The organism is Variovorax sp. CCNWLW186 (genome assembly GCF_037203865.1).
Taxonomy (GTDB): Bacteria; Pseudomonadota; Gammaproteobacteria; order Burkholderiales; family Burkholderiaceae_C; genus Variovorax.
Genome location: NZ_JBBCBO010000007.1, coordinates 205,280 through 224,090 on the forward strand (window position 1 = coordinate 205,280; position 18,811 = coordinate 224,090).

Below are 18,811 nucleotides of genomic sequence, written 5' to 3' on the forward strand. Positions count from 1 at the left end.
CACCCTATGTTCAGTTACCGCCACGCCTTCCATGCCGGCAACCACGCCGACGTGCTCAAGCACACGGTGCTGATTGCCACGCTCGACCACCTGCTTGAAAAAGAAGCAGCCCTGACCGTCATCGACACCCACGCCGGCGCCGGCCTTTACCGCCTCGACGGGGACTACGCCGGCACCAGCGGCGAGGCGGCCGAAGGCATATTGCGCCTGCTTTCGGACAAGAAGGCGGCTGCTCCCACGGCGCAACCGGCCCCGGCTGCAAAGTCCGCTACCAAAAAGGTAGCGCCCGAGGCCGAAGCACCCCTGGCCGACGCGATTGCACGCTATCTCAGCGTGATTCACGACTTCAATCCCAAGGGCGGCGCGCGTATCTACCCGGGTTCGCCGTTCATCGTGCAGCACCTGCTGCGCGACCACGACAAGCTCAAGCTGTTCGAACTGCACCCGACCGACGCACGCACACTGGATGCCAACATTGCGCAACTCGAGGCGGGCCGCCAGATCGCCGTGCTGCGCGAAGACGGCTTCGGCAGTGCCACCAAGTTCCTGCCTCCACCTTCGCGCCGCGCGCTGGTGCTGATGGACCCCAGCTACGAAATCAAGAGCGACTACGGCCGCGTGCTGGACTTCGCGGCCGAGGCGCTCAAGCGCTTTGCGACCGGCACCTATGCAGTGTGGTACCCGATCATCCCGCGGCCAGAGGCGCACGACCTCCCGCGGCGGCTGAAGACGCTGGCGACCAAGGCCGGCAAGTCGTGGCTGCACGCCACGCTCACGGTCAAGTCGAGCAAGCTGATCACCACCACAACGGGCGAAACCCAGCGCCCCGGACTGCCGGCCAGCGGCATGTTCCTGATCAACCCGCCCTATACGCTGAAGCCGCTGCTGGCGGCTGCCCTGCCGCAGCTGGTGGAGCGGCTGGCCCAGGACAAGCACGCCGCCTTCTCGCTCGATTCGGGCGGCTAGCCCTTTCCTGGTTTTTCTTCGCCCGGCGTTTTCAGCGCCGGCGGCGCGGCGGCACATTCACCTTGCGGCGCGGAGCCGCTGGTGCGGACGCCAGCGGCGGCTCTGCCGCCTCGACGTCGGCACCACCGCAGCGCATGCCGTCGCGATCGATGATCGTCAGTGCCACCTGCTTGATGCCGAGACCGATCATGCCGATGCGCTCGGCCGCGGCACGGCTCAGGTCGATGATGCGGCCCTGTGCATAGGGGCCCCGGTCGGTAATGCGTACCAGCACTTCGCTGCCGGTGACCAGGCTGCGCACGCAAACGCGGGTGTTGAACGGCAAGGTCTTGTGGGCCGCCGTCATGGCCGTCATGTCGAAGCGTTCGCCGCTCGCGGTCTTGCGCTGGTGAAACTGGATGCCGTACCAGGACGCTCCGCCACGTTCGTAGATCTCGCGAGGGCCACCGTCGCCGGGCACGCCGTCGTCAGGCCCCAGGTCGCCGGAGCTGGGCGCCGCAAGGTCGTAGCGGACCGAAGGCACGCTCGAGCGGGCCGGTGCGCCCGCAGGCACGGCCATCTGGCGCGGCAAGGGCGAAAGCTTTGCGTCTTTCGTGTCAGCCGCCGGGCCTTCGGTGGCCGGGGGCATGGCACAGCCGGCCAGCGCGCAGGTTGCTGCAACAAGGGCCACACGCAAGGCCCCGCGCAGCGAGCGTCCTGCTTCCGCGCGCCCCCTCAATCGAGGCGCTCCAGCACAGCCAGCGTCGGCGCCGACTGGTTCATTGTGTAGAAGTGCAGCGCCGGCGCGCCGCCGTCGCGCAGGCGCGCGCAGAGGTCGGCCACCACGTCGAGGCCAAAAGCCTTGATGGATGCCGTGTCGTCGCCAAAGCCCTGCAGCCGCAGGCGAATCCAGCGCGGGATCTCGGCGCCGCAGGCGTCGGAGAAGCGCATGAGTTGCGTCGAGCTGATGATCGGCATGACGCCCGGGACGATCGGCGTGTCGAGCCCCAGCTTGCGGGCGTCGTCGACAAAGCGGAAGTACGCCTCAGGGCTGAAGAAATACTGCGTGATTGCCGAATCGGCACCGGCCTTCACCTTGGCCGCAAAAGCCTGCAGGTCGGCCTCGGGCGAACGCGCCTGCGGATGCACCTCGGGGTAGCAGGCCACCTCGATGTGGAAGTCGCGGCCGGTTTCTTCGCGGATGAAGGCCACGAGATCGCTCGCGTACAAAAATTCACCGCCAATGCCGTAGCCGCTCGGCAGGTCGCCGCGCAGCGCGACCAGGCGCTTCACGCCCATGGACTTGAGCTCGGCCAACTGCTCGCGCACCGTGGCGCGCGTGGCGCCGATGCACGAGAAGTGGCTTGCGGCGTCCACGCCCTCGGACAGGATCTCTTGAACCGCACCAAAGGTGCCCTGGTGCGTGGAGCCGCCCGCACCGTAAGTGACCGAGCAGAACTCGGGCTTGCGCGCATACAGCTGCTGGCGCACCGCGCGCAGCTTGACCGCGCCTTCAGGCGTCTTGGTGGGAAAGAATTCGAAGCTCAGCGGAAGGCGCACCTGCGTCTCCTTAAGAGCCGTCCGCTTGAACAGCGCGCACGGCGTGAATGAAAAACTCGCGGTTGCCGTCGCCACCGGCGATCGGGCTGTCGAACCATTGCAGCACGCGAAGCTCGAGGGCTTCGCAGGCATCGCGCAGGCGCTTTTCGACCACCGCATACATCGACTCGTCGCGCACGATGCCGCCCTTGCCCACCTGCCCCGGCTGCAGTTCGAACTGCGGCTTGACCAGCATCAGCAGGTGGCCGTCGTCGGCGAGGAAAGGCATCAGCGCCGGCAGCACCAGCGTCTGCGAAATGAACGACAGGTCGCCGACGATGAGGTCGAAGCGCAGCTCGGAAGGCTCTTCGCCCTCCTCTTGCAGATCGTCCGCCGACAACGCACGCGCATTGACGCCTTCGATGGCGACAACCCGCTCGTCCTCGCGCAACCGCGCATGCAGTTGCCCATGGCCCACGTCGACGCCCACCACCTTCGCAGCGCCGCGCTGCAGCAGGCAGTCGGTGAAGCCTCCGGTCGACTGGCCCACGTCGAGGCACAGCTTGCCCGATGGGTCCAGGCCGCTCGCGGCCAGCGCACCTTCGAGCTTGAGCCCGCCACGCGACACGTAGCGGGCCTCCGCCGCGTCGTCGAGTTCGACCTCGGCCCACTCGGGCACTTCGTCGCGATTCTTCACGACCGAGCGCCACGCGTCGCCCGTGCCCGCATCGCGCCAACGCATGCCGCCGGCAATCAGCCGCACGGCCTGCGAGCGCGATGCGGCAAAGCCGCGTTCGACCAGCAATTGATCAGCGCGCATTCAGTACCGGTACGTGTCCGCCTTGTACGGACCCGCCTTGTTCACGCCGATGTAGGCGGCCTGTTCGTCGGTCAACTCGGTGAGCATGGCGCCGACCTTCTTCAGGTGCAGGCGCGCGACCTTTTCGTCCAGGTGCTTGGGCAGCACGTAGACCTTGCCGGCCTGGTAGGCATCGGGCTTGGTGAAGAGCTCGATCTGCGCAATGGTCTGGTTGGCGAAAGACGACGACATCACGAAGCTCGGGTGGCCCGTGCCGCAGCCCAGGTTCACGAGGCGACCCTTGGCCAGCAGGATGATCTTCTTGCCGTCGGGGAAGGTGATGTGGTCGACCTGCGGCTTGATCTCTTCCCACTCGTACTTCTCGATCGACGCAACATCGATCTCGTTGTCGAAGTGGCCGATGTTGCAGACGATGGCCTGGTCCTTCATCGCAGCCATGTGCTCATGGCGGATCACGTCCTTGTTGCCCGTGGTGGTCACGAAGATGTCGGCCTTGTCGGCGGCGTATTCCATGGTGACGACCTTGTAGCCTTCCATCGCAGCCTGCAGTGCATTGATGGGATCGATCTCGGTCACCCACACCTGGGCGCTCAGTGCGCGCAACGCCTGGGCCGAGCCCTTGCCCACGTCGCCGTAGCCGGCCACGCAGGCCACCTTGCCGGCAATCATCACGTCGGTGGCGCGCTTGATGCCGTCCACCAGCGATTCGCGGCAGCCGTACAGGTTGTCGAACTTGCTCTTGGTGACCGAGTCGTTCACGTTGATGGCGCGGAACAGCAGCGTGCCCTTGGCGCTCATCTCGTTCAGGCGGTGCACGCCGGTCGTCGTTTCTTCGGTCACGCCGATGATCTCGGCCGACTTGCGCGTGTACCAGTTCGAATCGACAGCCAGCTTGGCCTTGATGGCCGCGTAGAGGATGCGTTCTTCCTCGCTGGTCGGGTTGGCAAGCACGCCCAGGTCCTTTTCGGCGCGCTGGCCCAGGTGCATCAGCAGCGTGGCGTCGCCGCCGTCGTCCAGGATCATGTTCGGGCCTTCGCCCTTCGAACCCTTGGGTCCGAAGTCGAAGATGGCATGCGTGTAGTCCCAGTAGTCCTTCAGCGACTCGCCCTTGATCGCGAACACCGGGGTGCCGGCTGCGGCAATGGCGGCGGCGGCGTGGTCCTGCGTCGAGAAGATGTTGCACGAGGCCCAGCGAACGGTGGCGCCGAGCGCTTGCAGCGTCTCGATCAGCACGGCGGTCTGAATCGTCATGTGCAGCGAGCCCGTGATGCGCGCGCCCTTGAGCGGCTGCGCCTTCGAGAACTCCTCGCGGATGGCCATCAGGCCGGGCATTTCGGTTTCCGCAATGCGGATTTCCTTGCGGCCCCAGGCGGCCAGCGACAGGTCGGCAATCGCCTGGTCGGCGGAGGAAACGGGGGTGGGCTTGAGAACAGCGCTCATGAGAACTCCAACAAAGCTAGTTTGAAAGGTGCCACTGCGTTCGGGGAAAGACTCACCGCGAGAACAGCGGGTGAGCGTGGTTGCGATGTAGTCCGAGCCTCACGCCTGATGGCGCTGCAACGCTCCTCGGAACGGAGGATTGTAGACGGGGCGGGGAGGCGAGCCAATCGCCGGGGCATCCCACATGCCGGAAAGCGCGTTTCTCATCCGAGGCGTACATTGATCTGCTCCCAACGACGGAAGTTCATCCATGCTTGTCAGAATCCCCCAGCTCTTGCTGGCCTCGGCAGCTCTTCTTGCGGCCGGCGCGCCGGCCCTTGCCTCAGCGCAAGCGGCCTCAGACCCTGTGCGCATCCGCGGCACCATCGTCCGCGTCGACGCGACCACACTCGTGGTGCAGGACCGCGGCGGCGAGGTCGTCAGCCTTGCGCGGCCGGCCGACATGACGGTGTCGGAGGTCTATCCGATCAAGCTGTCCGACATCAAGCGAGGCAGCTTCATCGGCACCGCCGCCATGCCGCAGGCCGATGGTTCGCAAAAGGCGCTCGAGGTGGTGGTGTTTCCCGAGGCCGCGCGCGGCACGGGCGAAGGGCACCGTCCGTGGGACCTGCTGCCGCAGAGCACCATGACCAACGCCACCGTGGCCGATCTGGCTGCAGCGCTGAAGTCGGTACGCGGCGGACAGCAGCTTCGGCTGACGTACAAGGGCGGAGAAAAGATCATCGTCGTGCCGCCCAATGTGCCGGTCGTGACCTTCCGACCCGGCACCGAGGCTTTGCTGGTGCCGGGCGCCAAGGTGCTGGTCAATGCGCAGGAAAAGAACGAGAACGGCACGCCCACGGCGCTTCGCGTCACCGCCGGCCGCAACGGCTTCGCGCCGCCGATGTAGCAGCCCAAGGGAAATCCCGCAGGCGAATTTGTTGCCCCGGGCGTTGCGGCCGTTCCAGTGCGGCGTATCGTGGCGAGGGACTTCGCCGTCCGGCCGGTCCTTGCCATTCACCCCCGTTCACCTGACACAGGAGATACCGCACCATGGCCACAGCCAAGAAAGCCGCCGCGAAGAAGACCACGGCCAGCAGCAGCGACAACAGCAACGGGAGCACCAGGGCATCCGCCCCCGATGCCGCCGACATGCTGAATCCGCTGAAGAATCTCAAGGCCATGACCGATCGCCTGCAGGAGCTCAACCTGACCGGCGGTGCGAGCAAGCTGCTCGAAAGCGGCCAGAAGGACCTCCAGGCGCTGATGCAAGCCAATGAAAAGTCCTACCAGGGCCTGCAAACCGTGGTGCAGCGGCAGACCGAGATGATCAAGAACGCCATCACCGAATGGCAGACCGCCGCGAAGGAAATGCCCGGCAAGGACCCGAAGGCCAACCTCGCCAAGCTGGACGAACTGGGCCGCCAGTCGTTCCAGCGCGCCATCGATGACATCAAGGAACTGGCCAACCTGGCGGCCAAGTCGCAGGCCGATGCCTTCGAGCTGGTGCGCCAGCGCATCCAGGCCAACGTGGACGAAGTGACCAAGATGCTGAAGCGGAAGTAAGGTGCCCGCGGGGGTGCAATCGAAGTTCGGCACATGGATCGCCGCGCGCTGACGAGGCCGACTGCTGTTGCATGAACCCCACTCTCACCCGCTGTTTTTATGCGTCTCGTGATGTTTCGCATATAAATCCGCAGCCATATTTTCTGACATCGCGCAACACTCGTTCACAATGACGTGTCGAATCGTAACGAGTCAAAGGGTGAGGAATGCGCGCGAGTCTTGCATTGGGGTGGAGCACGATCTTTTTGTCAGCGTTGCTGGCGGCATGCGGAGGATCCGGCAGCGGCGATGCCAGCGGTGCTATTCAGGTGCCGGCAAAGTCAAGCAGCGCCGAAACAGCGCCCAAGGCCGAGGAGCCAACGCAGACCTCGAACGCCGCCTCCGTCCTGATTGAGCCCAGGGTTCAAACCCCGGAAAACGCGACGGTTGACGTCAGCCCGTTCAAGGACCGCGTGCTGCATCGGGGTCCGGTGCCCCAGCAGGTGGTCCTGCCCGCCTTGCCGCCGGAAAGCACTTTCCCGCTGAAATCGGCGCCAGCGATCTTTGGTGTTCCGGTCAAGATCGGCGTCGCCCGTCAGATCACGCAAGGCGCCAGTGCAGAAGCGGTGACTGCCATGACGAGTTGGACTCCGTCTGATCGCGGCGGAAATCTGGCCGCGTGGCGCGTTGTTTCACCAAAGGCCAAGGGCGTTCGCCTCGGCCTGCGCGTTGAACATCTTCCGCTGGGCACCATGGTCCGTTTCTATGGTGACGCAGGCGAAAAAATGTACGAGGTGTCTGCGCACGAGATCGCAACGGTCATTCAACGCAATCTGGATGCGGGCGATTCGAGCGAAAACGCGCGAATTTACTGGTCGCCCAACATGGGCGGCGAGGCCCTTACTGTCGAACTCGAAATTCCGCCGAATGCCGCGCCGGAATCGGTAAAGATCGCGCTTCCCATGCTCTCGCACGTGAACATCGACATTACCAATCGGGAATCGTTCGACAAGATCGGCGAAGCCGGCAGTTGTAATCGAGACGTGAGTTGCGAGTCTCAATACGCTGCGCTCAGCAAGTCCGTCGCATTGATGGACTTCGTCAAGGATGGTGGCAATTATGTGTGTACCGGCACATTGCTCAACGACCGCATGTCGACCGGGACGCCGTATTTCTTGAGCGCCAACCACTGCATCCCCAGCCAGACGGTCGCCTCGACGCTCTACACCTTGTGGTTCTACAAATCCGCGACTTGCAACAGCACGCAGGTCAGCCCCGCACTGGCGGCCATGACCTCCGGTGCCACGCTGCTGTACGCACAGGCTGACACCGACACATCTTTCATGCGACTGAACTCCCAGCCTCCGGCGGGAGCGTTGTTTGCGGGATCCAGCCCCTTCGGACCCGACCTCTTCAACGGCCTCTCGAACGATGTGTATGGCGTCCACCATCCTGAGGGCGACCTGCAAAAAGTCAGCGAGGGCACATACGTCGGGACAGCGGCCTGCGGTGCCGACAGTTGCCAATTTTCGTCGAGCAGTGCCGCAAAGCACCTGGCAGTGAGATGGTACCGGGGCGTAACGGAAAGCGGCAGCAGCGGCTCCGGCCTCTTTCGCAGGCTGAACGGCAAGGATTATCTTGTCGGGCAATTGCAGGGAGGCTCGGCGTCCTGCAGCCGGCCCCTCGGCTATGACTTCTACGGGCGTTTCGATCTCCCCTTCCACGCCGCGCTGCAGCAGTGGCTCGACGCCCCCTCGACCACAGTGCGTACGACCGTTTATCGCTTCTACAACACCCGCACCGGTGCGCATTTCTATACCGCCAACGTGCCGGAGCGCGATCTCGTAATTTCGAAGCTGCGCGACTACAACTACGAAGGTCCCGCCTTCTTCGCATTCGGCGCCCAAGCCCCCGGGACCACGCCGGTGCACCGCTTCTACAACACACGCAACGGCACGCATTTCTACACCATCGATGAGCAGGAACGCGCCAACATCGCTGCCACGCTGCCGTGGTACCACTACGACCACGTGACCTGGTTCGCCAGTACCTCAGAAGGCAACGGAGCGCAGCCGATGTTCCGCTTCTACCATGCGCGCAATCAAACTCACTTCTATACGATGAACGCGAGTGAGCGCGACAGCATCCGGCAGAACCTTCCCGAATACGTCTACGAAGGTGCCCGCTATTTCGCCTGGGGCAGTCCGTGAACTGACGCCGAGGCAGACAGCGTCGCGGGTTCGGGCAATGGGTGAAACGCGTGGAGTAGTAGGAAAACAAAGAACGGCTGCCTCTATGCGAAGAAAAATATCCTTTTGCGCCCTGCTAGTCTGCTGCCTGCTTGCAGGTTGCGGTGGAGGGACCGAAAACGCATCGAATGGTTTGGGAGAGGCGGGCTCCTCGGCAAAGGCAGCCGGGCCGGGCGGGGCGGGTTCTACCGCTGGGACCGCGATCACAGCGATCGCCGAGGGCGTGAACGGCAAGGCCGATGAACTCTTCCTGGTCAATCGCCCACTCGCAAGGAGTCCCTTCGCGTTCGCACGAAACGGCCAGTTCCACGTTTTTGCGGGAAATGGTTCACAGCAGCGCCTTCAGATCGACTTCAGTCCGAACCGATACCAATTCTGGGACGATCAAGGACATTCGACGTCGGGAACGTTTTCACCCGACTTCACCCAGCCCGGCACCTACGTCTTCGAGGCCAGCGGCACTCGCGACAAGGCCGCCATCTCGCGGTTCCGGATCACGGACGATGCGGTCGTCGGCATGTTTCCGTTTCCAGAGTTCCAGGCACCGCAGTTGACCAAGGCGCGCCCGTTCATCGGCGTGCGTACGCTGGTCACCAATCCGTCGGAACTCGATGGAACCTATAACCGTTTCGCCATGGCGCTGGTCTATGCAGATGCCACCGCGCAAACTGGGTTCTGGGGCTACTCCGTCGTCCACCAGTTGAGAATTTCAGGAGGCGGCGCGACCCTTGACGTGTGCCGCTACGACCGCCTCGAGTACCGGCTCGATGCATGCCCAGCAGGCTTCAGGAAAACCCACGCCCTCGTGCGCGGAAGCAAGGCCGGTTTCTGGCGACTACTGAAGGACGACGGTTCAGGCGAACAACTCGATTTCGCGATCGCCAGGATCAACAACCAGAACGTATACCTGGCAGCGGGCGCGGTGCAGGGCCCTTCCGCCGGTATCCACGACCTGCAACTGCGCGTGGGCCTCCCGGACGCGCCGGGCTGGACGACTGGAGTGGTTGAAGGGCCCTCGTGGAAAAGCATTTCGGGCAACCTCGCCCTGCCGTGGAATTCGGTCGCGTGGAACAGTATCACTCTCGGCGCGCAAGAGAGTCGCCATGCGCAGTTCACAAACGAGGGGCAGTGGCATCACGCGCTCAGCGGTTTCTCGACTTCGCCCTCCTCTCCGAACCTGAAGGTCGGAGGAGGCCTTCCGCTTCTGGGCCTTCAAGTCATCGGCCAAGGCGCAGGATTGACCGTTGGCGTGGTCCGACCGCTCGACAATGTCGGGTATCCCCACGGCAATGGGAGCTTCACGCTGGCGTTGGCGGATGCGGCCCCGCTGGTGGATCCCCGCAACGGAAGCTATGAACTCTCCGCGGCCAATGGGACAAGGCACCGGTTGAGCCTCGATTTCAAGGATGGAACATTCCGGATCGAGGACTCCCAGGCACACGGAGAGACCGGAACCTTCGCGCCGGACCCGCGGGAAGAAGGAAGTTATGTCTTTTCGAGCGTCCGGCTTCCGAGCGGCAGCACTGCTGCAAAGTTCCAGCCTACCGGGAACGGCATCGTAGGGACATTTCCGCTGCCCGATGCGGGCTCATCGCCGGTGTACAACGTTCGTCCTTTCATCGCCGCCAGGTCCTTCGTGACGGATGCTGCACAGCTGAGCGAGGAGTTCACCCAATTCACGACCACGCGCTCCTCCGCCGGGATCATCGACTCCGGGCTTGGCGCAACCCGGATCAACGCAGAAGGGACGCAATTGTTCGTCTGCAACAACTGGACGGTCTATGCGTTCCAAGCCTGTCCGGCCGACACCATCCTGACCTACGACATCGTTCGAGGCGATACGCCAGGCGCCTGGGTCGCAACCCGGACGTCAGAACCTTTCGACCGAAGCAATTTCCAGGTCGCCCGCCTGAACGGCAAGAAAGTGTTCCTGCGCAGCACCGTATCGGCGGCGGCCGGCAGCTATTCCTTCAGGATCGGATTACCCGCAACGCCTGAGTTCGGCACGGGCCGCGCCTACGGCGCCGATACCGATGGGGCGTCCGTCCTTGGCGATTTCAAAGCCGACCGGTATGACAGTGTGCGGACCAAGGTCGACGGCAGTACGGACAACCTCTCCTTTTCCCTCGCGCCCTATGGCGGCCCGGCAGGCCTCAAGGGAGGCTCACGGTATGACGTGCCGAGCGACAAGTACGGCGCGTTGCAGACCGCCGGCCTCGGCGTTCTTCTTGGCCTGCGACAAAACGTTCGTACGCAAGGCTATATGCAGCTGATGCTCATGAATCAGGCGCTCCTGGAGCCGTTCCGGGTCCACGTCACTCTGAATGGCAGTCCCACCACTTCGACCGGCAGAGGGTCCTACGCCGCGCCGCCCGGCTCGACCATCAACCTCACGACGACCACCGACGTGGAGTGGAGCATCTTTGCTCGCTGCAGCGGCTGTTCCTCCTCGCCCACGGTGGCCACGAACAGGCAACTCTCCTTCCCGGTGAATTCGGCGGTACCAGGCTTCATCGATGTGACGGCACGAAAATTGTCCACGGGTGCGTACAGCTTGCTCACCATCGAGGTAGGCCCCCACTGAATCGGCAATCCCCAGTGGGCCAGGAGGTATCCCTGGGGGCACTCTTCTAAAATCGGGTCTTACCCCCCGCAGATTGCCCACCTTGTCTTTTGTTGCCGAAACCCGCCGCCGTCGCACCTTTGCGATCATTTCCCACCCTGACGCCGGCAAGACCACGCTGACCGAAAAGCTGCTGCTTTTCTCCGGCGCGATCCAGATCGCCGGCTCGGTCAAGGCGCGCAAGGCCTCGCGCCACGCGACTTCCGACTGGATGGAAATCGAGAAACAGCGCGGCATTTCGGTGGCCTCGTCGGTCATGCAGATGCTGTACCGCGACCACGTGATCAACCTGCTCGACACGCCCGGCCACAAGGACTTCTCGGAAGACACCTACCGCGTGCTCACGGCGGTAGACTCGGCCCTGATGGTGATCGACGCGGCCAACGGCGTGGAAGCGCAGACGCGGCGGCTGATCGAGGTTTGCCGCCAGCGCGACACGCCCATCATCACCTTCGTCAACAAGATGGACCGCGAAGTGCGCGAGCCGCTCGACATCCTCGACGAAGTGGAGCGCGAGCTCGGCATGCCGTGCGTGCCGATGACCTGGCCGGTCGGCCAGGGCAAGAGCTTCCGCGGGATCATGAACCTGCGCACGCAGACGATGACCGTGTTCGAGTCGGGCAGCGAGCGGCTGCCGCAAGATTTCGAGACCATTCCGCTCTCGGAGCGCGACACGCTCACCAAGCGCTTCGGTGCCGATTTCGAATCCGCCATGGACAGCATGGAGTTGGCCACCGGCGCCTCCCCCACCTGGGACCGCGAAGCCTTCCTGGCCGGCAAGCAGACGCCCGTGTTCTTCGGCTCCGGTGTGAACAACTTCGGCGTGATGGAAGTGCTCGACGCGCTGGTCGACCTCGCGCCGCCGCCGCAGTCGCGTACCAGCACCACGATGGTCAACCGCCAGCCGGTGGTGAAGGAGATCCAGCCCGAGGACAAGGACTTCGCGGGCGTGGTCTTCAAGGTGCAGGCCAACATGGACGCCAACCACCGCGACCGCATCGCCTTTGTGCGCATGGCCTCGGGCAAGTACACGCCGGGCATGAAGCTCAAGGTGCAGCGCACCGCCAAGGAACTGCGCCCCACCAGCGTGGTCACCTTCATGAGCCAGCGCCGCGAGGCGGTCGAAGAGGCCTATGCGGGCGACATCGTCGGCTTTACCACCCACGGCGGCGTGCAGCTGGGCGACACCATCACCGACGGCGCGAGCCTGCAGTTCACCGGCCTGCCCTTCTTCGCGCCCGAACTGTTCATGACCGTGATCCTGAAGAACCCGCTGCGCACCAAGCAATTGCAGCAGGGCCTCGCCCAACTCGGCGAGGAAGGTGCCATCCAGGTGTTCCGCCCCGAAATCGGCGGGCCGATGCTGCTGGGCGCCGTCGGCCAACTGCAGTTCGAAGTGGTGCAGCACCGGCTGAAGGCCGAGTACGACGCGGATGTACGGCTCGAAGGCTGCCAATACACCGGCGCACGCTGGATCACGGCCGATTCGCCGGCCGAGCTGCGCGAGTTCGTCAACGCCTACCCGCAGCGCATGGCAAAGGACGCGGCCGATACGCTGGCTTTTCTGTGCACTTCGCCTTACGACGTGCGGCTGGCGCAGGAGCGCTTTCCGAAAATTCATTTCCATCCGCTGCGCGAGCACGCGGGCCTGGCGCTGCAGAGCGCGGGCTGAGCCGGGCATGCGCCCGCCGTCCTCCCTGCCGCCCTCGCCGACCCACCTGCTGCCGCTGGCGCAATGGCCGGCGGCGGCGCGCGGCAAGCTGATCGGTGTGTTCACCGACATCGACGACACGCTCACCACCGAAGGCGCCATCACGCCCGATCCGCTGAAGGCCCTGGGCGACCTGAAGGCCGCCGGCCTCCATGTCGTGGCGATCACCGGCCGTCCCGTCGGCTGGAGCGTGCCCTTCGTTTCGGCGTGGCCGGTGGATTCCATCGTCGCGGAGAACGGCGCGGTCGCCTTGCTGCCCCTTGCCGGTGGCAAGCTGCAGAAGCGCTACCAGCAGGACGCAGCAACCCGCGCCGCCAATTTCGACCGCATGCAAGCCGTGTTGGCGCGCATAGAGCGGGAGATTCCGGGCGCCCGGCGCGCCACCGACTCGCCGGGCCGCGAGACCGACATCGCCATCGACCACAGCGAGTTCACCCAACTGAGCGAGGAAACCATCGCACAGGTGGTGGCGCTGATGCGCAGCGAAGGCATGCACGCCACCGTGAGCAGCATCCACATCAACGGCTGGTACGGCGACAACGACAAGCTGGAAGGTGCGCGCTGGATCGTGCGCGAGCTCTGGGGCCGCACGCTCGACGACGAGCTCGACCGCTGGGCCTATGTGGGCGATTCGACCAACGACCAGCTGATGTTCCGCACCTTTGAGAGCAGCATCGGCGTGGCGAACGTTGCGCGCTTCGTGCCGCAGCTGGAGCACCTGCCGCGCTACGTAACCGAAGGCGAGCGCGGCGCGGGCTTTGCCGAGGCGGCGCGGGCCGTGCTCTCGGCGCGCGCTACTCGCTGACCGGCAGGCTGCGCCCCGGCGCGCCCCGCAGCGCCGCCCATTGGCGCCAGGCGCCGAAAGCCGCGATAAGCAGCAGCACACCCGCATAGCCTTCCGCCACACGCAGCAGCCCCAACGGCGCCACCAGGAAGCCCGCGAGCATCGCAGGCAAGCTGAACGCAAGGTAGGAGACCACGAAGATGGCCGCGAACAGCTCGCCGCGCTCATGCGCATCCGCGAGCGGGGCCAGAATTTGAATCAACGCCGAGAACGCGCCGCCGAAGCCGATTCCCGCGACCGCCGTACCGACGAAGAAGAGCGTGAGCGACTGCGTGGCCAGCGAAGCGAGCAGCAGCACCAGCCCGATCGCGATGCTGACTGTGCCGAAGATGACCGAACGAGGCGCACCCAGGCGGCCCAGCAGCGTGGGCGCGACCGCGCCAAAGCCCGATAGCACCGCGATCGTGAGGCCGTTGACCACACCGTTGTCGATGCCGAACACGTGGTGCATCAGCGAGGGAGCGAGCGACAGTTGCAGCCCGCCGAGCGCCCACACCACGATAAACACCGGCAGGCCGCGCGCAAACTCTTGCCGCGCCCGCGCAGGAATCGAGACGCGCGGCACCAGCGAGGCCAGCGCACCGGCACGCGGCGTCACGGTTTCCGGCAGCCACAGCACGGCGACTGCGCCCAGCACGAACACCGCCGCCAGCACACCGAAGACCAGCGCCACCGGCACGCCGGTGAACTTGACCGCCATGCCCGTCAGCAGCGCCCCCACTGCGAGCCCTGAGAGTGGCGACACGCTCGTGATCAACGCCCCCAGCCGCTTGCGCGATGCCGGCGCCGCCTCGACCACCGCTGCACTCAGCGCGCCGCTTGCCACGCCCGTGGCTACGCCCTGCACGATGCGCGCTGCGATCAGCCCCGCGATGTCATGCGCCCACAAGAAAAGCCCCATCGCCACGGCCTGCAGCACCAGCGCCGCCAGCACCACCGGCCGGCGCCCGATGTGGTCGGACAGCGAACCCGCCACCAGCAGCGAGATCAGGAGCGCAATTGCATAGACCGCGAAGGCCACCGTGAGCATCGACGCCGAGAAGCCCCAGGCGTGCTGAAACACCACGAAAAGCGGCGACGGCGCGGCCGCCGCAAAGAAGAACGCAAAAAGCACGGCACCCAGCAAGCCAAAGCTGAGCGACGCCGGAAGACGCCAAGGCTTGGACCGAGTGGCGGTGGCGGCTGTGGCAACCGCGAGTTCAGGGCAGGAAGACGGCATGGCAGATCCTTAACGCAACTTTTTTAGCTTTTGCGATTCTAGACCTGCATATCCCCTAAAGCAAATATCTTTGCGTTAAAGTGTTGCCATGAATGATGTCGTTCTTCCCAGCAAGCGGCCCGGCGGCCGCAGCGCGCAAGTGCAGGCACTGGTGCGCACCGCCCTCGAGGAACTGGTGGCCGAACAAGGCCGGGAGCGCGTTACGGTGCCGGCCGTGGCCGAACGCGCGGGCGTCAGCGCCTCGAGCATCTATCGGCGGTGGGGAGACCTGTCAGGCCTCCTGGCCGAGACGGCAACCCGTCGGCTCGACCCGAACCGGCCCCTGCCCAATACAGGTTCGCTGCGGCAGGACCTGGTGGCCTGGGCACAGGAACTCATCACCCATCTGGCGCAGCCCTGCAGCAAGTCTTTGTTGAAAGCCGCGACCGCGTTGGCCAACGACGGCGCAGACACCGACTGCCTGCGCAACCGCCGCAAGGAAGCGGGCACGCTGGTCGAGCAGGCGCACGCCCGCGGCGAGCATGCGCCCGAAACGCAGCAGGTGATCGATCACCTGATTGCGCCCATCGTCTTTCGGCTTGTGTTCGGGGCCGAGCCGGTGAAGCCCGAACTGGCCCAGCGGCTGGTGGACGAACTGTTTGCGATCAGTTCGTCTTCGGCTGTTCCTTCGCCAAGCCCAGCTTCTCGATGACAGCTTTCTCCTTCACCACGGTGTCTTGCGCAAACTTGGTATAGGTTTCCGAACTCATGTAGTTCGGCAGCATGTCGTAGCGACCGAGCGAGGCCACATAGCTCGGCTCTTCCATGGCCTGCTTGAACGCGTCGTGCAGCTTCTTCACCACTTCGGGCGGTGTGCCCTTGGGGGCGCCGATGCCGAACGGCGAGTTCTGCACCAGGTCGTAGCCCAACTCCTTCAGCGTCGGCGCATCGGGGAACTTGGCCAGGCGCTTCTCGCCCCAGGTGTTCAGCACGCGCAGCTTGCCGGCCTCGACTTGCGGCGCAAAGCCGGTGCTGTCGGCGGCGGCCATCAGCTGGCCGCTGACCACCGCGAGCATCAGGTCGGCGCTGCCCTTGTAGGGCACGTGCTGCAGTTCGATGCCGGCCTTCTGCGCAATGATTTCGGTCGTGAGGTGCGGGCTCGTCAGGTTGCCGGTGGAGCCATAGGTGAGCTTGCCGGGGTTGGCCTTGGCGTAGGCGACAAAGTCGGCCCAGGTCTTGAAGGGGCTGCTGGCCGGCACCACGATGCCGAAGGCGTAACCCGTCACGTTGAGGACGTAGCTGATGTCCTTGAGCGGGTCCCAGTTGATCTTGGTGGTGTAGCCAAGGCGGAACACGCCGAGCGGGATCTGCGCGACCGTGTAGCCGTCGGGCTGCGAGGTTTGCAGCGCCTGTGCGGGCAGCGTGCCGCCGGCGCCGGGCTTGTTGTCGACGATGACGGGCTGGCCGAGGATCTTGCTCGCGTTGTCGGCCAGCTGGCGCATGGTGATGTCGGTCGGGCCGCCCGCCGGGAAGGCGATGACCAGCTTGATCGGCTTGCTGGGAAAGGCCTGGGCAAGCGCCGCCAAGGGAAAAGCAAGGCCGCACGCGGCAAGCGTGGCGGCACAGAGAAGGGAACGGCGGGACATGGCGGAAGACTCCTGAAACTGAAATGAACCGCGCATTGGGCCTTGCCCCGCCGCCCCCGGCAATCGGGGCTCACCCCACTGCTGTCGCCGAGGTTGCTCAGCCGGCCCGCTGGCCGAAACCTTCGAGCACGTTCACCGTGTTGATGCCCACTTCCGCGACCGCGTAGCCACCCTCGAACACGAACACCGTGGGCAGCCCCGCGCCTGCGAGGTCTTCGCCCATGCGCAGGTAGTCCTCGCTTTTCAGCTTGAACCCGGAGATCGGATCGCCCTCGAAGGTGTCGACGCCGAGCGACACCACGAGGGCGCCGGCCTTCACTTTCGCGATGCCGTCGAGCGCCGACTTGAGAGCCGCCCGCCAAGCGGAAAAGCCGGTGCCGCGCGCGAGCGGCAGGTTGTGGTTGAAACCCTCTCCATGGCCCGCGCCGCGCTCGTCGGCATGGCCGAGGTAATACGGGTAGTCGGTGAGCGGGTCGCCGTGCAGGCTTGCAAAGTGAACATCGCTTCGCTCATAGAAGATGGCCTGCGTGCCGTTGCCGTGGTGGTAGTCCACGTCGAGCACCGCAACGCGCTCCACACCGGCGCTGCGCAGCGCCTCTGCGGCAACTGCAGCGTTGTTGACAAAACAGTAGCCGCCAAAGAAATCGGCGCCCGCATGGTGGCCCGGCGGCCGCGTGAGCGCAAAGGCGGAGCGGCGACCGCCAATGACGCGCTGCGCCGCGGTCCATGCGCAGGCGGCGCCATGCCGCGCGGCGTCCCAACTGCCCGCCGTGAGCGGCGTTCCCGCATCGAACGAGAACAGGCCCAGACGGGCCGGAAAACTCTGGGGCAGCACATCGGTGCGCATGCCGCGCGTGGGCCAGTACGAAGGCAGCGCATCGCGCGAGGCGTTGGCCGCATCGAGCGCCACCCACTCCTCCCAGGCATGCGCGATGAAGTCCAGGTAGCGCGGCGCATGCACCTTGGCGAGCAGCGCCTCATCGAACGCATCGGGCACCTGCAACGGACCCAGGGCTCGACGCTCCAATTCATGCTTCACATGGTCGACGCGGGCCGGCACCTCGAAGCACGGCACCAGCTCGCCGCGGAACATCTCGACTTTGCCTTGGTGAAGTGCGTGCTGGTCGTTGTAGATGGTGAGCATGAATGAAAAAGCAGGTGGGCGTTGCTGCGAAGCCGCCCATCATGCCGCACGCCGCAGCACCGCGCGGCGCCGGCCGGATGCAGTCAACCCGAACAGATCCTTCGGGTCGTCCAGCTCGGGCACCAGCGCAATCTGCTGGCCCACGCCCCGCTCGATGGCCAACTGGTGGATGTAGCGCAGCGCGGTGTAGTCCTCGAGCGCGAAGCCGACCGAATCGAACACCGTGACCTGGTCGGCGGTTTCGCGGCCCGGTACGTCGCCGACAAGCACCTTCCAGAGTTCGTGCACCGGAAAGCCGGCCGGCAGCTGCTGGATCTCGCCCTCCACGCGGGTCTGGGCCTCGTATTCGACGAACACGCGCGCCAGGCGCAGCACATCGGGGTGCAGCTCGGTCTTGCCGGGCGAATCGCCGCCCACGGCATTGATGTGCATGCCGGGCTCGATCATGTCGGGCGTGAGAACGGTGGCCTGCCCCTGGAAAGCCGTGATGGTGGTGACGATGTCCGCACCGCGCACGGCCTCGGCCACGGAGCGGGCGCGCACCACATCGAGCGGCGTACAGACAGACAAGTGGCGCACCAGCTTGTCGGTTGCCCGCGCGTCGATGTCGAACACGCGCACTTCCTCGATGCCCAGCAACGCATGAAAGGCCAGCGCCTGGAACTCGCTTTGCGAGCCGTTGCCGATGAGTGCCATGCTGCGCGAGCCGGGCCGCGCCAAGGCCTGTGCCGCCATGGCCGAAGTGGCAGCGGTGCGCAGCGCGGTGGTGAGCGTGAGTTCGGACAGCAGCACCGGGTAGCCGGTGTCGACCTCGGCCAGCACGCCAAACGCCATGACGGTGGGCAAGCCGACCTGCGTGTTGTGCGGATGGCCGTTGACGTACTTGAAGGCGTAGGCGCCGTCGTCCGCCACCGGCATCAGCTCGATCACGCCAAGGTGCGAATGGCTCGCCACGCGCGCTTTTTTATCGAACTCACGCCAGCGCAGGAAATCGTCGCGCAGCGCGTCGGCCAGCGCCTTGAGAAATTGGGGAACGCCGGTTTCGTCCACCAGGCGAACCAGGCTGTGAACATCGATGAAGCGGGTCATGACATGGCTCCTTGCGTAGCCCCGGCACGGCGCTTCATC

The 18,811-nt window shown here is 65.1% G+C and carries 16 protein-coding genes and 1 riboswitch; of the genes, 8 read left to right on the forward strand and 8 right to left on the reverse strand.

Translation table 11 applies throughout. The features are described 5' to 3' along the window. Window positions 1-6: 6 nt before the first annotated feature. Complete coding sequence (locus tag V9K97_RS11465) at window positions 7-966, forward strand: 23S rRNA (adenine(2030)-N(6))-methyltransferase RlmJ (RefSeq protein WP_157616030.1); 960 nt, start codon at window positions 7-9, stop codon at window positions 964-966. Window positions 967-997: 31 nt separating this feature from the next. On the opposite strand, the gene V9K97_RS11470 is transcribed toward V9K97_RS11465, so the two are convergent. The 4 genes from V9K97_RS11470 to ahcY form a co-directional block, all read right to left on the reverse strand. Further along, on the reverse strand, window positions 998-1,594 hold the full coding sequence (locus V9K97_RS11470; RefSeq protein ID WP_337318087.1) for a septal ring lytic transglycosylase RlpA family protein: 597 nt from the start codon (window positions 1,592-1,594) through the stop codon (window positions 998-1,000). Between the two features lie 86 nt (window positions 1,595-1,680). Continuing rightward, window positions 1,681-2,505, reverse strand: coding sequence for a methylenetetrahydrofolate reductase [NAD(P)H] (gene metF, locus V9K97_RS11475; protein ID WP_337318089.1), 825 nt, complete (start codon window positions 2,503-2,505; stop codon window positions 1,681-1,683). 10 nt (window positions 2,506-2,515) lie between these two features. Beyond that, on the reverse strand, window positions 2,516-3,304 hold the full coding sequence (locus V9K97_RS11480; protein ID WP_337318091.1) for a TlyA family RNA methyltransferase: 789 nt from the start codon (window positions 3,302-3,304) through the stop codon (window positions 2,516-2,518). Next, on the reverse strand, window positions 3,305-4,744 hold the full coding sequence (ahcY, locus tag V9K97_RS11485) for an adenosylhomocysteinase (protein ID WP_337318093.1): 1,440 nt from the start codon (window positions 4,742-4,744) through the stop codon (window positions 3,305-3,307). A 65-nt stretch (window positions 4,745-4,809) separates the two neighbouring features. Next, window positions 4,810-4,878: riboswitch (S-adenosyl-L-homocysteine riboswitch) on the reverse strand. Between the two features lie 116 nt (window positions 4,879-4,994). On the opposite strand from ahcY, the gene V9K97_RS11490 reads away from it, so the two are divergent. The 6 genes from V9K97_RS11490 to V9K97_RS11515 all read left to right on the forward strand — a co-directional run bounded on the left by V9K97_RS11490 (window position 4,995) and on the right by V9K97_RS11515 (window position 13,656). Continuing rightward, entirely contained in the window at window positions 4,995-5,633 is a 639-nt protein-coding gene (locus tag V9K97_RS11490) for a hypothetical protein (RefSeq protein ID WP_337318094.1), read from the forward strand. Between the two features lie 143 nt (window positions 5,634-5,776). Beyond that, entirely contained in the window at window positions 5,777-6,289 is a 513-nt protein-coding gene (gene phaP, locus V9K97_RS11495; protein ID WP_337318096.1) for a TIGR01841 family phasin, read from the forward strand. Between the two features lie 206 nt (window positions 6,290-6,495). Further along, window positions 6,496-8,478, forward strand: coding sequence for a serine protease (locus V9K97_RS11500; protein ID WP_337318097.1), 1,983 nt, complete (start codon window positions 6,496-6,498; stop codon window positions 8,476-8,478). 262 nt (window positions 8,479-8,740) lie between these two features. Beyond that, window positions 8,741-11,101 (forward strand): hypothetical protein, encoded by a 2,361-nt coding sequence (locus V9K97_RS11505; protein ID WP_337318099.1) that lies wholly within the window; start codon window positions 8,741-8,743, stop codon window positions 11,099-11,101. Window positions 11,102-11,183: 82 nt separating this feature from the next. Further along, the gene (locus V9K97_RS11510; RefSeq protein ID WP_258502458.1) at window positions 11,184-12,812 is read left to right on the forward strand and encodes a peptide chain release factor 3; all 1,629 of its coding nucleotides are present in this window, start codon (window positions 11,184-11,186) and stop codon (window positions 12,810-12,812) included. Window positions 12,813-12,819: 7 nt separating this feature from the next. Beyond that, window positions 12,820-13,656: an HAD-IIB family hydrolase gene (locus V9K97_RS11515; protein ID WP_337318101.1), complete on the forward strand. Its 837-nt coding sequence runs from the start codon at window positions 12,820-12,822 to the stop codon at window positions 13,654-13,656. Here V9K97_RS11515 and V9K97_RS11520 read toward each other — a convergent pair. Beyond that, entirely contained in the window at window positions 13,646-14,914 is a 1,269-nt protein-coding gene (locus tag V9K97_RS11520; RefSeq protein WP_337318102.1) for an MFS transporter, read from the reverse strand. The two genes, V9K97_RS11515 and V9K97_RS11520, sit on opposite strands and share 11 nt — an antisense overlap. An 88-nt stretch (window positions 14,915-15,002) precedes the next feature. On the opposite strand from V9K97_RS11520, the gene V9K97_RS11525 reads away from it, so the two are divergent. Beyond that, window positions 15,003-15,605, forward strand: a complete 603-nt coding sequence (locus tag V9K97_RS11525; RefSeq protein WP_337318103.1) for a TetR/AcrR family transcriptional regulator — start codon at window positions 15,003-15,005, stop codon at window positions 15,603-15,605. Here the strand turns inward: V9K97_RS11525 and V9K97_RS11530 are convergent. The 3 genes from V9K97_RS11530 to V9K97_RS11540 all read right to left on the reverse strand — a co-directional run bounded on the left by V9K97_RS11530 (window position 15,559) and on the right by V9K97_RS11540 (window position 18,772). Further along, entirely contained in the window at window positions 15,559-16,539 is a 981-nt protein-coding gene (locus tag V9K97_RS11530) for a Bug family tripartite tricarboxylate transporter substrate binding protein (protein ID WP_337318104.1), read from the reverse strand. The two genes, V9K97_RS11525 and V9K97_RS11530, sit on opposite strands and share 47 nt — an antisense overlap. 97 nt (window positions 16,540-16,636) lie before the next feature. After that, window positions 16,637-17,683: a histone deacetylase family protein gene (locus V9K97_RS11535; protein WP_337318105.1), complete on the reverse strand. Its 1,047-nt coding sequence runs from the start codon at window positions 17,681-17,683 to the stop codon at window positions 16,637-16,639. A 39-nt stretch (window positions 17,684-17,722) separates the two neighbouring features. Next, a complete protein-coding gene (locus V9K97_RS11540) occupies window positions 17,723-18,772 on the reverse strand; it encodes an ornithine cyclodeaminase (RefSeq protein WP_337318106.1) in 1,050 nt (349 codons plus the stop codon). Window positions 18,773-18,811: the final 39 nt, after the last annotated feature.

Bases quoted from the DNA above. Each gene is read 5' to 3' on its own strand.
- V9K97_RS11525 (WP_337318103.1), top strand. From the start codon at position 15,003: ATGAATGATGTCGTTCTTCCCAGCAAGCGGCCCGGCGGCCGCAGCGCG.
- V9K97_RS11535 (WP_337318105.1), bottom strand. From the start codon at position 17,683: ATGCTCACCATCTACAACGACCAGCACGCACTTCACCAAGGCAAAGTC.
- V9K97_RS11500 (WP_337318097.1), top strand. From the start codon at position 6,496: ATGCGCGCGAGTCTTGCATTGGGGTGGAGCACGATCTTTTTGTCAGCG.
- V9K97_RS11490 (WP_337318094.1), top strand. From the start codon at position 4,995: ATGCTTGTCAGAATCCCCCAGCTCTTGCTGGCCTCGGCAGCTCTTCTT.
- ahcY (WP_337318093.1), bottom strand. From the start codon at position 4,744: ATGAGCGCTGTTCTCAAGCCCACCCCCGTTTCCTCCGCCGACCAGGCG.
- phaP (WP_337318096.1), top strand. From the start codon at position 5,777: ATGGCCACAGCCAAGAAAGCCGCCGCGAAGAAGACCACGGCCAGCAGC.
- V9K97_RS11520 (WP_337318102.1), bottom strand. From the start codon at position 14,914: ATGCCGTCTTCCTGCCCTGAACTCGCGGTTGCCACAGCCGCCACCGCC.
- V9K97_RS11470 (WP_337318087.1), bottom strand. From the start codon at position 1,594: ATGCCCCCGGCCACCGAAGGCCCGGCGGCTGACACGAAAGACGCAAAG.
- V9K97_RS11480 (WP_337318091.1), bottom strand. From the start codon at position 3,304: ATGCGCGCTGATCAATTGCTGGTCGAACGCGGCTTTGCCGCATCGCGC.
- V9K97_RS11465 (WP_157616030.1), top strand. From the start codon at position 7: ATGTTCAGTTACCGCCACGCCTTCCATGCCGGCAACCACGCCGACGTG.
- V9K97_RS11515 (WP_337318101.1), top strand. From the start codon at position 12,820: ATGCGCCCGCCGTCCTCCCTGCCGCCCTCGCCGACCCACCTGCTGCCG.
- V9K97_RS11540 (WP_337318106.1), bottom strand. From the start codon at position 18,772: ATGACCCGCTTCATCGATGTTCACAGCCTGGTTCGCCTGGTGGACGAA.
- V9K97_RS11530 (WP_337318104.1), bottom strand. From the start codon at position 16,539: ATGTCCCGCCGTTCCCTTCTCTGTGCCGCCACGCTTGCCGCGTGCGGC.